This window comes from Streptomyces sp. NPDC102462 (assembly GCF_044765425.1).
In the GTDB taxonomy this organism is placed as follows: Bacteria; Actinomycetota; Actinomycetes; order Streptomycetales; family Streptomycetaceae; genus Streptomyces.
Genome location: NZ_JBIWKB010000001.1, coordinates 40,079 through 53,167, shown reverse-complemented (window position 1 = coordinate 53,167; position 13,089 = coordinate 40,079). Strand labels below are relative to the sequence as shown.

13 protein-coding genes are annotated in these 13,089 nt (G+C 73.2%); 7 read left to right on the top strand and 6 right to left on the bottom strand.

Features of this window, described 5'->3' with window-relative positions:
- Positions 1–150 precede the first annotated feature (150 nt).
- Positions 151–774 (top strand): hypothetical protein, encoded by a 624-nt coding sequence (locus ACIRFL_RS00190; protein ID WP_404022651.1) that lies wholly within the window; start codon positions 151–153, stop codon positions 772–774.
- A 13-nt stretch (positions 775–787) separates the two neighbouring features.
- Here the strand turns inward: ACIRFL_RS00190 and ACIRFL_RS00185 are convergent, their stop codons facing one another.
- From ACIRFL_RS00185 to ACIRFL_RS00170, 4 genes are all read right to left on the bottom strand, one after another.
- The gene (locus tag ACIRFL_RS00185) at positions 788–1,750 is read right to left on the bottom strand and encodes a zinc-binding dehydrogenase (RefSeq protein WP_404022650.1); all 963 of its coding nucleotides are present in this window, start codon (positions 1,748–1,750) and stop codon (positions 788–790) included.
- A gap of 137 nt (positions 1,751–1,887) precedes the next feature.
- On the bottom strand, positions 1,888–2,514 hold the full coding sequence (locus ACIRFL_RS00180; protein ID WP_404022649.1) for a glyoxalase: 627 nt from the start codon (positions 2,512–2,514) through the stop codon (positions 1,888–1,890).
- A gap of 84 nt (positions 2,515–2,598) precedes the next feature.
- Positions 2,599–3,102, bottom strand: coding sequence for a hypothetical protein (locus ACIRFL_RS00175; RefSeq protein ID WP_404022647.1), 504 nt, complete (start codon positions 3,100–3,102; stop codon positions 2,599–2,601).
- A 113-nt stretch (positions 3,103–3,215) separates the two neighbouring features.
- Entirely contained in the window at positions 3,216–4,085 is an 870-nt protein-coding gene (locus ACIRFL_RS00170; RefSeq protein WP_404022646.1) for an alpha/beta fold hydrolase, read from the bottom strand.
- 149 nt (positions 4,086–4,234) lie between these two features.
- Here ACIRFL_RS00170 and ACIRFL_RS00165 point away from each other — a divergent pair, with 149 nt between their 5' ends.
- The 5 genes from ACIRFL_RS00165 to ACIRFL_RS00145 all read left to right on the top strand — a co-directional run bounded on the left by ACIRFL_RS00165 (position 4,235) and on the right by ACIRFL_RS00145 (position 10,866).
- Complete coding sequence (locus ACIRFL_RS00165; RefSeq protein WP_404022645.1) at positions 4,235–4,750, top strand: CGNR zinc finger domain-containing protein; 516 nt, start codon at positions 4,235–4,237, stop codon at positions 4,748–4,750.
- A 268-nt stretch (positions 4,751–5,018) separates the two neighbouring features.
- A complete protein-coding gene (locus tag ACIRFL_RS00160) occupies positions 5,019–6,119 on the top strand; it encodes an LLM class flavin-dependent oxidoreductase (RefSeq protein WP_404022643.1) in 1,101 nt (366 codons plus the stop codon).
- A complete protein-coding gene (locus ACIRFL_RS00155) occupies positions 6,116–7,516 on the top strand; it encodes an NtaA/DmoA family FMN-dependent monooxygenase (protein ID WP_404022641.1) in 1,401 nt (466 codons plus the stop codon). The genes ACIRFL_RS00160 and ACIRFL_RS00155 overlap by 4 nt, the downstream gene beginning before the upstream one ends.
- An 89-nt stretch (positions 7,517–7,605) precedes the next feature.
- Positions 7,606–8,892 carry an ATP-binding protein gene (locus ACIRFL_RS00150; protein ID WP_404022639.1) on the top strand — a complete coding sequence of 429 codons (1,287 nt, stop codon included), beginning with the start codon at positions 7,606–7,608 and terminating at the stop codon, positions 8,890–8,892.
- 798 nt (positions 8,893–9,690) lie between these two features.
- Positions 9,691–10,866, top strand: a complete 1,176-nt coding sequence (locus ACIRFL_RS00145) for a cysteine desulfurase family protein (RefSeq protein ID WP_404022638.1) — start codon at positions 9,691–9,693, stop codon at positions 10,864–10,866.
- A gap of 139 nt (positions 10,867–11,005) precedes the next feature.
- Here ACIRFL_RS00145 and ACIRFL_RS00140 read toward each other — a convergent pair whose 3' ends face one another.
- Complete coding sequence (locus tag ACIRFL_RS00140) at positions 11,006–11,356, bottom strand: winged helix-turn-helix transcriptional regulator (protein WP_404022636.1); 351 nt, start codon at positions 11,354–11,356, stop codon at positions 11,006–11,008.
- 61 nt (positions 11,357–11,417) lie between these two features.
- On the opposite strand from ACIRFL_RS00140, the gene ACIRFL_RS00135 reads away from it, so the two are divergent.
- Positions 11,418–12,305 (top strand): NAD(P)-dependent oxidoreductase, encoded by an 888-nt coding sequence (locus ACIRFL_RS00135; RefSeq protein ID WP_404022635.1) that lies wholly within the window; start codon positions 11,418–11,420, stop codon positions 12,303–12,305.
- A gap of 79 nt (positions 12,306–12,384) precedes the next feature.
- Here ACIRFL_RS00135 and ACIRFL_RS00130 read toward each other — a convergent pair whose 3' ends face one another.
- Entirely contained in the window at positions 12,385–13,017 is a 633-nt protein-coding gene (locus tag ACIRFL_RS00130; RefSeq protein WP_404022633.1) for a TetR/AcrR family transcriptional regulator, read from the bottom strand.
- Positions 13,018–13,089: the final 72 nt, after the last annotated feature.

Here is a 13,089-nt window from a genome sequence, read left to right as displayed (position 1 = left end):
TCACCGTCCCCTGAGGGCCCCTGGCCGGCGTCATCGCCGGCCAGGGGCCTTCCCGCCGTGCGGGCGGTGTGTCCGCTCGCGACCCGCCCGGAACCTTCGTAAGGTCCGAGTGACCCCGGAGGTCCGAGTCACACCACGGGCAGGAACCGCATGGACCACTCGACGCACATGTCACCGCTGCCGTCCGCGGTGGCGATGGGGATCGCCGGGTTTCTGCTCGCCGCCGTGGTTCCGGGCCTCGTCCTGCTCCTGCGGCGGGCGCCGCTGTGGGAGCGGGTGAGCCTGCCGGCGGGTGCCGCCTTCCCGCTGCTGGTGCTGACGCACGCGTGGGCGGTGCTCGCCGGCCCGGTGGCCGGACTGCGGCCACCGGGCGGCGCCTTCGTGACGGAGCCGGTGCTGGTGGCGGCGGCCGTGGTGTTCTGGGTCCCGGCCGTCGGCCGCACCCGGCACCGGCTGGGCGACCCGGGCCGGTGCCTGTACCTCTTCCTCGCCGCACCACTGCTCGACCTGCCCGCCCTGGGCGTCATCGCCGCCGGACATTCACTGGAGGGACTGGCCATGATCACGGGCATGCTCCCCCTAGCGCTCGCCGCGGCCACCGTCACCTGGTCATGGGCAACCAAGGAGGACCACCCACCCCACCGCACCCTCCTCCAGGGTCGCGAGGAACCGCGCACCCAGCAACAACACCCGGTACCTACAAGGCCACCCTCCGCCGCGACCCACCCAGGGGCGCGAGGAACCGCGCACCGAGCTACAACCCACCCGCACTAACCCTCCGCGGCGACTACGGCGCAAGCACGATCCGGCCGAACACCTCACCGGAGTCCATCGCGCGGTGCGCCAGCACAACCCGCTCCAACGGCAGCACATCGTGAACCACCGCACGCACCTCACCACGCCCCGCGGCGGCGAACTGCTCGGCGCGCACGGCACGTCGGCCGGATTCGGACACGGTCGCGGCGCTGAAGGTGGCGAACGTCAGCGACTTCTGAAACGCCGCCATCATCCGGCTGCCGAAGTCCGCCGGCGGCTGACCTCCGACCGCGCCGACCACCACCAGGCGTCCGTTGGGGTTGAGTCTGCCGAAGAAGGCGGGCATGTCCGGCCCCGCGACGACATCGATGATGACGTCGAAACCCGCGGGAGCATCCCCCGCTCCCCCACCGGAGCGGTCCAGCACATGCGTCGCGCCGAGCCCGCGCAGCCGCCGCCCTCGCTCGGGCGACGAGGTCGTGACCGCCACCGCGCCGGCACCCCCGCGGGCCGCGAGCTGGACCGTCATGATCCCGATGCTGCCGGCGGCACCGCGCACCAGCACGGACTCGCCCGGCGTGAAGCGGGCATGGGCGAGGCCGAAGTGGGCCACCACCCCGGAGCTCCCGAGCGTCACCGCGTCCACCGCGGACAGGCCCGCCGGGAGCGCAAGGACCTCCCCGAGGGGGGCGACGGCCTGTTCGACGTAGCCACCGCCCGTGCCGGTGAACGCCCACACCCGCCGGCCGACCCAGGACGCGTCGACGCCGTCGCCGACCGCGGTCACGGTGCCCGCCACCTCGCTGCCCGGGATGTGCCCCTCCTTGAAGCCGTAGCCGGCGAGAGCGCCGCTGCGGATCAGGGTGTCGGCGCCGCTGACACCGATCGCCTCGGCGGCGACGAGCAGTTGTCCGGGGCCGGGCTCCGGTACGGGAAGATCGATGACCGCCAGACCTTCGGGACCGCCGAACGCCTGGATGGCGACTGCCTTCAATGCCCTCTCCTCAGCTGTTGCGCGGCGTTCTCGCACCGCCGGATCACACGCCGTCGGACACTAACCGGCGCCGGCGTCCGCACGGCCGAAGTGAGAGCGAGGACCATCGGTCTGTCTCACCCCCCGGCACGGGGGTTTCAGGACGTCGCCGCCAGGGACGCGGCCTCCCAGGCGAACCCGTCCGGGTCGGTGAAGGGCCCGCGGGCGCCGCCGATCACGAGCCGGTGCGAGCCGCTGCCCTCGGCGGGGACGCCGGCGTCCTTGGCCAGGGCCCTGCGCCGGTACAGCGCCAGTTGGACGGGGCTCGACGTGGCGGCGAACTCGACGTACATGGGGCCGAAGCTCTTGCTCACGGTCAGGCCCTGCTCGCTGTAGAACCGCTTGCTCGCGGCCACGTCCGCGACGCCCAGCAGCAGGACGATCCGGTCGATCTGCCGGTCGTCGGGGCCGGTGTCCTTCTTGGCCGAGGTCGCCACCTTCCAGATCGTCCCGTCCGGGGCCTGTACGACACCGCCGTAGCCCCAGAGGGACTTCGCGACCGGCTTGAGCGGTTGCGCGCCGGCGGCGAGGGCGGCGTCGACGAAGCCGCGGACGGTCGCGGGCCGGGACACCGTGAGCGACAGCGTGAAGCCGCGGAAGCCGGTCGTCGGCGCCTCGGAGGCTCGCAGCCGCACCTGTGTGTCCAGCCCGAAGGCGGTGGTGTAGAAGCGGCGGGCGGCCGTGGGGTCGGCCACCTCAAGGGTGACGGATTCGATGGAGGTCATGCACGCCAAGCTAGCCGCGCCTGCCCACCCCCGGCTTCTCCATTCCTGACCGTTCCCACCACACCCCGGGCCCGGACACGGAGGTCAGCCCGTCTGCGGTGGTTCCTCGTGGGCGGGGGGCACATGGCCGATGGTCACGGCCCAGGTGACAGCCGACGGCGCGGTCACCGACACCGTGCCGGGCTTGTAGGCGTTCTTCAGGGCGAACTCGTTGTAGGCGACGGCCGGTTCCGTGGTGCCGCACTCCTGCGGGAACGACACGTGCAGCACCGGTACGGAGACGGAGACACTGCCGCGGCCCCGGCAGCTCACCGCGACGACGAGAGCGCGGCCCCTGGGGCCGCCGGAGTAGGCGAGGCTCGCGTTCCCGTGGGTCGCGCGGCGCTCGGCGGCGAGGGTCTCGCCGAGGCCGGCAGCCAGTTCCGGCGGTTCCACGGCGCCGGCCCGCCGGGCGGCGGCCGTGCTCGGTGCGCTGGTGGGGCCGGATGCCGTGGGCGGGGCGGGGGGGCTCTGCGCGGGCGTGCAGGCTACCGCCGCCGACAGCACCAGGGCCCAGGCAGCGGCACGGGGACGGAAGATGATGGCCACGGTGCCCATCCAACACGGTATGGGCGCAGAGGACGGCCCGAATCCACCCACCGCGACCGACTGCCCGGCTGCCGCCGGTCGGTGGAGGCGCCGCTGCCGTGCCGCGGGATGGGTCAGGGCAGGGTCCGAGTGAGGAAGGCGCGGATGTGGTCGGCGATGGGGTCCAGGTGGGTCTCCAGGGCGAAGTGGCCGGTGTCGATCAGGTGGATCTCGGCGTCGGGCAGGTCCCGGCGGAACGCCTCCGCGCCCGCGGGGCCGAAGATCTCGTCGTTCGCGCCCCACACCGCCAGCAGCGGCACCCGGGATTCGCGGAAGTACCGGTGGACCTTCGGATACAGGTCCACATTGGTGGCGTAGTCGCGAAAGAGCCTGAGCTGGATCTCGTCGTTTCCGGGCCGGTCGAGCAGCGCCAGGTCATGGACCCAGTTGTCGGGGCTGACCAGGCTGGGGTCGGCGACGCCGTTGACGTACTGCCAGCGGATGCTCTCGGGCGTCAGGGCGCCGCGCACGGCCGCCTCGGTCTGCGGTCCCGGTGCCTCGGCGTAGGCGAAGAGGCCGTCCCAGAAGGGTTTGACGAAGCCCTCTTCGTAGGCGTTGCCGTTCTGCGTGATGATCGCGGTGATGCGGTCCGGATCCCGGAGCGCGAGCCGCCAGCCGATGGGGGCGCCGTAGTCCTGCACGTACATCGCGAACCGGTCGACGCCCAGGTGCTGAAGCAGCCCGGAGGTGACGTCGGTGAGGGCGTCGAAGGTGTACGGGAAGTCGCGCGGGGCCGGCATCGCGGACTGGCCGAACCCGATGTGGTCCGGGGCGATCACGTGGTACCGGTCGGCCAGGGCCGGGATCAGCCGGCGGAACATGTGTGAGCTGGTCGGGAAGCCGTGGAGGAGGACGACCGCGGGTGTCTTCGGGTCGCCGGCCTCCCGGTAGAAGACCTCAAGGCCGTCGACCGTGGCGGTGCGGTGGTGCACGGCGGGAGCCATATCCCTGCCCCTTCTGTTGGCTTTGTCGGTCACATGGCCAGTCGAACACAGCGGGTCTAACCTGTCAAACAGAGTTCAATGGTTAGGCTGGTCGGGTGAGGGGGCTCATGTACCCTGGCGGACGATCAGGTCGGGTCAGGAGGCGCGAGGTGACCGATCGGGAGCGGCAGGACGCGCTGCTGGAGCTCCTCAACACCACGCCGGTGGAGGGCGGGGCCGTCCAGGACCGGCTCGCGGACCCGGAGGTGGCCAGGCTCTGGCAGCGGGCACACGGCGGCCTCGGCACCGCCGAGGAGCGACGGCACCTCGTACGGGCCCGTGACGCCCTGCAGGACGTGGTCCGCGGCGGCGACCCGGCCTCGTCGCTGACCCCGCTCCTCAAGGACGTCATCGCACACCCGCGCCTTGACCCCGGCGGAGTCTCCTGGGAACTCGACGTCCCCGCGGACCGCCGGATGGCGGTGGACGCGGTCATGACCTGGAGCGCGCTCCAGGAGACGATGCCCGGGCGCCTGCGGCCGTGCGCCAATGCGGACTGCCGGCGGTTCCTCGTCGACCGCAGCAAGACCAACAGGGCCCGCTGGTGTTCCATGGCCGTCTGCGGCAACCGGATGAAGGCCAGGCGTCACTACCAGCGCACACGCGACGCCGCGCCCGCGGACTGATCGTGCCCTTGACACGCGCACGGGCCGACGACTTACGTTGAACGCGCACGTTCCGGACGGGTGGAGGACTCCGATGCGCGTACCAGGTGTGGCACCGCGGGGTGCCGGCACGGGTACCCGTCTGATCACCCGGCGGCATGTCGACTACTGCCGCACCTCCTCCGCGGTCTGTCCTTCCGCACACGTCTGACCCCTGCCGGCCCGCACCGCCGGCCGTCTCGTCGTGGCCCCGCGCCCGTCTGCTCCCGTGTTCCCGGAAGGATCACCCATGCCCGGTCCCGCCCTGCGCCTCGCCGTCGAACTCGACGGCGACGGCGCCCATCCCGCGGCCTGGCGCCGCGCCGCCCACTCCCCGGACCAGCTCCTCACCCCGCGCCGGGTGGCACGCCTCGCCGCCGTCGCCGAGAACGCCGGTTTCACCCTGATCACCCTGGACGACGGCGTGCTGCCGCCCGGTGCGACGCCCGATCCGGTGGGCCGTATCGGCGCGGTGGAGCGTGCGGCCTTCGTCGCCGCGTCCACGAGCACCATCGGCATCGCGCCCGTCGTACCGGTCACCTACGCCGAACCCTTCCACGTCTCCGGCCAGTTGGCGTCCCTGGACCACATCTCCGCGGGCCGGGCCGGGTGGGTGGTGACGCAGGAGGACCGGCCCGAGGCGGCCCGCGCCTGGGGGCGTCCCCTGATCGGTGACGCAGCCGCGCGGGCCCGGGAGTCCCGTGACGGTGTGGACGTGGCCCGCGCGCTGTGGGACTCCTGGGAGGACGACGCGGTCATCCGCTCCGTGGCCACCAGCCGCTACCTCGACCGTGACCGGCTCCACTACATCGACTTCACCGGACAGACGTACGCGGTCAAGGGCCCGGCGATCGTGCCGCGTCCGCCGCAGGGCCAGCTCGTCGTCCTGGGCAGCCCGGACGCGGTGCCCGCGGACCGGCTCGACATCGCCCTGGTCACGGGCCGCGACCGTGCGGCGGTGGCCGCCGCCGCGGCAGACGCCGGCACCCCGCTCGTCTTCGCCGAGGTCGAGGTCGCCCTGGACACGCCGGACGCCACCGGCGCCGAGCGGGTCGCCGACCTGGAGCGCCACGCACCCTGGACGGACCGCGGCCGGCTGCGCCACACCGGACCGGCATCCCAACTGGTGACCACCCTGGAAGAGTTGAGCTCAGTCGTCGACGGCGTACGGCTGCATCCGCTGGTGCTGGACGAGGACCTGCCCGTCCTTGCCCGCCTCGTGCTCCCCGCCCTCGCCGAACGACGCCGCGTCACCCGCCCGCTGCCCGGCACGTCCCTGCGGACGACCCTGGGTCTGCGGCGCCCCGCCAACCGCTTCGCCGTCGCGGCCACCCAGGAGGATGCCCGATGACCCGCACCGACCCCCTCGACGTGCCCCGGCCGCACGCGCAGCTGCACCTCGGCGTGTTCTTCCAGGGCGTCAACCACTGGACCATCTGGTCCGCCCCCGAAAGCGGCTCGCAGATCGACCCCGCCTCCTTCCAGCGGGTCGCCCGGAAAGCCGAACAGGGCCTGTTCGACGCGTTCTTCCTCGGTGAGGGGCTGCGGCTGCGCGAGGTCGACGGCCGGATCCACGATCTCGACGTGGCGGGGCGGCCGGACGCCATCACCCAACTCGCCGCGCTGGCCGCGGTCACCAGCCGGATCGGCCTGGTCTCCACCTCCAACTCGACGTTCAACGAACCCGCCGACCTCGCCCGGCGCCTGTCCGGCCTCGATCTGCTCTCCGAGGGCCGCGCCGGCTGGAACGTGGTGACCACCGACAACGCCTGGACCGGCGCGAACTTCCGCCGGGGCGGCTACCTCGACCACGCCGACCGCTATCGGCGCGCCGAGGAGTTCCTGACCGTGGCCCGCGCCCTCTGGGACGGCTGGGACGACCGTGCCGTCGCCGGCTCCGCGGGCGCCCCCGCCTGGTCGGCGCCCTCGGCCGTACGCCGAGTACGCCACCGCGGACCGCAGTTCGACGTCGACCTCGCCCCGACCCTGCCGCGCAGCGCCCAGGGCCATCCGGTCATCTTCCAGGCCGGGGACTCCGGTGAGGGACGCGACTTCGCCGCCCGCAACGCCGACGTCATCTTCTCCGCGCACGGCTCGGACTTCGACGACGCGCTCGGCTTCGCCGAGGACATCCGGCGCCGGCTGCGGGCCGTGGGGCGGCCCGACGACGACCTGCGCATCCTGCCCGGCACGGAGATCATCCTCGGCGCCACCGAGGAGGAGGCGCTGGAGAAGAAGCACTGGATCCGGCTGCAACAGGTCACCCCCGCGACCGCGTTGGGGATCGCGGGACTGCTGTGGGGCATCGACCTGTCCGACCGTGACGCCGACGGACCGCTGCCGAAGGAGGATCCGGTCGTCACCGAGAACGACGGCTCCTTCGGGGCACGGCGCATCGCCGACCCGCGCGCCGTGGTGGCCGAGTGGCGCGCCAAGGCACAGGCGCACGGCTGGTCGCTGCGCGAGACGGTCATCGCGCTCGGCCCGCAGCGCGGCCACGTGGGCACCCCGGCCGCCCTCGCCGACAAGTTCGCACACTTCGTGCGGCACGGCGCGCTCGACGGTTTCAACATCACTCCGTACCTGATCCCGGACGGCCTCGACGACATCGTCGACCAGCTCGTCCCCGCGTTGCAGGAGCGCGGTGTGTACCGCACCGAGTACACCGGTACGACGCTGCGCTCCCACCTCGGGCTGCGCGAACCCCTCACCCACCGGTCGGCGGCCCGCGGGCAGGAGGCGGGCTGACCGCTTCGGGGACGCCCCGGCCGGCCAAGGGCTCAAGGTGCTCGCCGAAGCTCCCGCGGGGGACAATGAGGTCCCCCGCACCCTGTGAGGTGGTGGCGATGCCCGCATGGCATCTGCGCGACTATCACGACGACGATCTCGACCAGGCCGTCCAGATCTGGGACCAGAGCCGCCGCGCCGACGAGGACCGGGTGTTCCCGATCTCCGAGGTGATGGCGGCGGCCAAGACCAGTCAGACGGCGGTGGTCGCGGCGGTCGGCGACGAACTGGTGGGCATGGCCGTGGCCGAGGCGTGCGGGAAGCGTGCGTGGATCCTGCTGGTGGCGCTCGCCGCCCAGTGGCGCAAGCGGGGCATCGGCAGCGCTCTCCTCGCCGAGCTGGAGAGGCGGCTCAGGGCCCTGGGCATCCGCCACGTCAGCGCCCTGCTGCCCGCCGGGACGCCCGGGACGAAAGCGCTGGAGAACTCCGGCTACCGGTCCCGCGACGACCTGATCTACTACGAGAAGGTCGAACCGCCCGGGGCCGCAAACGCCGATGTCCTCGCGGCCCTGGGCGGCCGCATGCTGCCCGGCGGGCTCTGGGACGCCATGGCCGGCATGGAACGCGAGAAACTGGTCGTCGAACGCCGTGTCGTGCTCCCGCTGACGGAGCCGGCGCTGGCCGACCGCTACGGCGTCGTCCCGCCCAAGGCGGTCATCCTGTTCGGGCCGCCCGGCACCGGGAAGACCAGCTTCGCCAAAGCGGTGGCCTCGCGGCTCGGCTGGCCGTTCGTGGAGCTCTTCCCGTCCCGGCTCGCGGCCGACACCAGCGAGGGACTGGCCGCGGCGCTGCGCGAGGTCTTCGCGGAGCTGGCGGAACTGGACTCGGTGCTGCTCTTCATCGACGAGGTCGAGGAGATCGCCGGCGCCCGGTCCGGCAAGGCGGTGGATCCCGGGCACGGGGTGACCAACGAGTTGCTGAAGCTGATCCCCGTCTTCCGCGAGCACGACGAGCGGCTGCTGGTCTGTGCCACCAACTCCGTACGCTCTCTCGACGCCGCCTTCCTGCGGCCTGGCCGGTTCGACTACGTCATCCCCATCGGGCCGCCCGACACCACCGCCCGCACGGCGATCTGGAACCGCTATCTGGGCGCCGCGGGCGACACGGTGGACGTGGCACAACTGGTCGGGGCCAGCGAGCTGTTCACCCCGGCCGACATCGAGTTCGCCGCGCGCAAGGGCGCACAGGCCGCGTTCGAACGCGAGGTCACCGACCCCCAGGGCCGGCCGGCCGGCACCGAGGACTACATGACGGCCATCGGCGACACCCGGCCGACGCTCACCGCGAAGGCGGTCGGGGAGTTCACCGAGGACATCCAGCGCTACAGCCGCCTGTGAGACAGGCCGCGCCCGCGAGGCCGACGCGTCGGCCGCCCCGGAGCGGGGCCGCCCCGCGGGGCCGGCGGGCGGAGGGCGTCCAGTTGCCCGGGTGGCCCTGCCGCCGGGCCGGTCCGCGGAGAAGAACACCCCGAGGTTCCCGCGTCGGTGAGCGGCGGCGCGTCATGCCGGGCCCTGTCGGGATACCGCGGGTGGGCGGTGGCCCGCGAACGACGCCACCATGTCCAGCACCTGCCGGGTCCCCGGCCGTCTCGTCTCCTTCCAGGACTGCGGGCGCCCGTCGAGGGTGCTCCGCTTGAGCCGCTGGAAGTCCTCGTCCGGTCCCCCTCGGGACTGCCGTCCGGCAGCCGGGCCGGCCTGTGCGGCGCGCCGGACATCGCGGGCCGGCCGCCCCCGCCGGGGCGGTCCGCGGCGCTGCTCGGGGATCTCGTCCGGGCTTTTGCGCCGCGGCCGGACCGCGCATCGCGCGGCGCGTCCAGGAGCTGTACCCGGCGGGCCGGAAGTCTGAGGCGGGGGCCGGGCCCGACGAGCCGTCGCCCGCCGTGTCCCAGGTGGGCACCGAGAGCGAGGTCCGCTGACGGTCCCGGCGGCACCGGGCCACGCGGCCCGGCCGGCGGCGGTCGAGCGGCTGCGCCATGGTGGGCCCCGAGCCGCCGCGTGACCCGCGTGTCGCAAGCGGCGTTCGGCCGGAGCGCCCTGTTTCATCTACGGCGTTCCCCCAACCGACGGACGATGGATGCATGGAGGACGGATGACGCAGACCGCCAGAGCCGGCCTGCCCCTCGGCGCGGAGCGGACATGACCGGCGACGCCCTGCCGCCGCACCCCGCACTGGCCGGTGGGCCGGTCTACCTGGACTACAACGCCACCACGCCCGTAGACCCGCGGGTCGCCGAGGCGATGGCGCCGTACCTGAGCGGCTTCTTCGGCAACCCCTCCAGCGGCCATCCCTACGGCGCCGAGCCCCGCCGGGCGCTGGCCGAGGCGCGTGACCGGGTGGCCGCCCTGATCGGGGCCCGGCCCCCCGAGATCGTCTTCACCTGCTCGGGCTCCGAAGCGAACCTGCTCGCCCTGCGCGGCGCGGTGCTGGCCGCCGGCCGCGCCCGGCCCCATGTGATCACCCAGGCGACCGAGCATCCGGCCGTGCTGGAGACGGTCCGGGCCCTGGAGCGGCTGCACGGCGCACGGGTGACGGTGCTGCCGGTCGACGGTGCCGGGCTGGTCGATCCGGGCGCGCTGGCCGCCGCCCTCACCGGGGAGACGGTGCTGGTGTCGGTGATGGCCGCCAACAACGAGACCGGTGCCCTCCAGCCCGTCGCCGAACTGGCCGCGATCGCCCGCGCGCACGGCGCGCTGTTCCACTGTGACGCCGCCCAGGCCGCCGGGAAGCTCCCCCTGGACGTGCGGCTGCTGGGTGTCGATCTGCTGACCGTGGTCGGACACAAGATGTACGCGCCCAAGGCCACGGCCGCCCTGTACGTACGCGACGGGGTGCGCCTGGAGCCGGTGGTCTACGGCGGCGGCCAGGAACACGGGCTGCGCGCCGGCACCGAGAACGTGGCCCTGGCGGTCGCGCTCGGCGCCGCGGCACGGCTCGCCGCCGATGAGCTGGCCGCCGGCCGGGCCGCGCGGATCTCGGCGCTGCGCGACGACCTCCAGCGGCGGCTGGCCGCGGGGCTGCCCGGCCGCGTCCGTCTGAACGGCCCGGCCGTGGACCGGCTGCCCAACACGCTCAACGTCAGCGTCGACGGCGCCCTCGGGTTCGAACTCCTCACCGCCTGCCCCGAGATCGCGGCGTCCACCGGTTCGGCCTGCCACAGTGGCCGGCATGAGCCGTCGCCCGTCCTGACGGCCATGGGTCTGCCCGCCGAGCGAGCGCTGGGGGCGCTGCGGCTCTCGCTGGGCCGCTGGAGCGACGACAGGGACGTCGAGAGCGCGGCGGCCGCGCTGATCCGGGCGGCCACCGCGCGATGACGCGCCGACCGGCGCAGACCGGTGTGCTCGGTACCCACTTTTTTGTGGGTACTTGGCAGCGGCCGACGGCGACGCGAACCTGGTTGCGGGTGGTCGAGGGGCCACCGGAGCCGGCCGGGGACGGAGGTGTGACGTTGTGTCAGGAGAGCGCTTGAGGCGGCGAGAGCATCTCCAGACGACGATGGCCCCAGTCGGCGAGGGGGCCGAGGGCTTCGGAGAGTTCGCGGCCGAACGCGGTCAGCGAGTACACGGTCTTCAACGGCAGTACATCGTGCACTTCCCGGTGCACCAGTTTGTCCGTCTCCATCTCGCGCAGCGCCTCGGTCAGCACCTTCTCGCTGATCCCCGGCAGCCGGCGGCGCAGTTCACCGGGACGGGCAGGGCCTGACTCCAGCAGCCAGAGCAGGGCTGTCTTCCACTTGCCGTCGATGACGGCGATCGCCGCGGTCACCCCGCAGACGTTCGTGTCCTGGGCACGGCTACGCGTCATGTCCCCTCCAGCCCTCACCTTTGGTCACGTACGGGTTTTGTTCACCTATGGGAGTCGAATCATGTCCATGCACCCGGAGCAGTCTGCCGTCACCGTACTCGGCCTGGGACCGATGGGCCGGGCCCTGGCCGGGGCGTTCCTGGACGCGGGAGTGCGAACGACGGTCTGGAACAGGACGCCCGGCCGCGACCGGGACCTGGTCGCGCGCGGGGCGGTCGGCGCGCGCACGGCCGAGGAGGCGGTCACGGCCGGCGGGCTGATCGTCGTCTGCGTGGTGAACTACGACGCGGCGGACGGCATCCTGCGGCCCGGCCCGGTGACCGACGCGCTCAAGGGCCGGACCCTGGTGAACCTGACCGCGGACACCCCGGTCCGGGCCCGGGACACGGCTCGCTGGGCGGCCGGGCACGGTATCCGGTACCTGGACGGTGCGATCATGACCCCGACCACCACCATCGGAACGCCCGCCGCGGTGTTCATCCACGCGGGCCCGGCGGATCTGTACGAGGAGCACCGGCCCGTGCTGGCCGCGCTGGGCGGCACCCACACCCATCTCGGCGAGGAGATCGGCCGGGCCGCGGCGTACGACATCGCGCTCCTCGACATCTTCTGGACCGCCGTCGCGGGCTACACCCACGCCCTCGCGCTGGCGCGGGCCGAGGGCGTCACCGCAGGCGAACTCGCGCCCTTCGCCAAGGGCATCGGCGCGATCCTGCCGCCGCTGTTCGAACAGGCCGCGCAGGACGTGGACAACGGCACGTTCTCCGGTGAGGGCAACCCGATCACCTCGGCGGTGTCCTCCATGGCCCACATCATCGAGGCGTCCGAGGCGCACGGCATCGACGCGGGGGTGATGCGCGCGGCCGAGGGTGTCGCCCGCCGCGCCATCGGGCGAGGCCACGGCGCGGACGGGTTCGCCCGGCTCGCGGAGGTCCTGGCCCGGCACTGAGGGCGTCGCGTCCCGGTGGCCGTTCCGGGTACGGCGCGCCGACGGCCCGGGGCGCGCACCGGTACGGCGAGGGCGGCCTTCAGGTCGGGCCCGGGAAGCGGCCCGCCGCCTTCGCCGGCCCGCTTCCCGGTCCGTCCGCAGCGGGAGGCGACGGACGGCGCCCGCGAGCGACGACCGCGCTGACGGCCGCGGCGATGTCCGCGCGGGCGGTCGGGGTGGGGTCGAAGGAGTTGTGGATCGAGAAGCCCTCGACGAGCGCGTCGAGGGTACGCGCCGTCGTGGGATCGAAGTGCCGGGCGAGCGCGGTCCTGCTGGCGTACATCCACGACCGCATGACCGGGCGCAGCGCCGGATTGCGTGCGGCGAACGCGTACAGCTCGTAGCAGAGCAGGAGTTCGCGGGGGCTGCCCAGGGTGTCGCCGCAGATGATCTCGACGACGGCGGCGCCGGCCTCGTCCGGTGTCCGCGCAGCCTCCAGCAGGGCGCGGTAGCGCTCGGACATGGACTCGGCGAGCCGGGTGAACGCCTCGGTGAGCAGGTGCTGCATGTCGTCGAAGTAGTAGGTGAGCGAGCCGAGCGGAACACCGGCGGCCTGGGCGATCTTGCGGTAGGTGACGTTGATGGCGCCGTGTTCGGCGATCACGTCGAGCGCCGCGTCGATGATGCGGTCGCGCCGTGCGGGGTCGTTCGGCCCGCGTGATGTCCCTGCCATACCGATGTCTCCCGTTGCCCTCTACACGACACCCGGCCCAGTATGTACATTTGTACACGTCGTCTGGCGCGC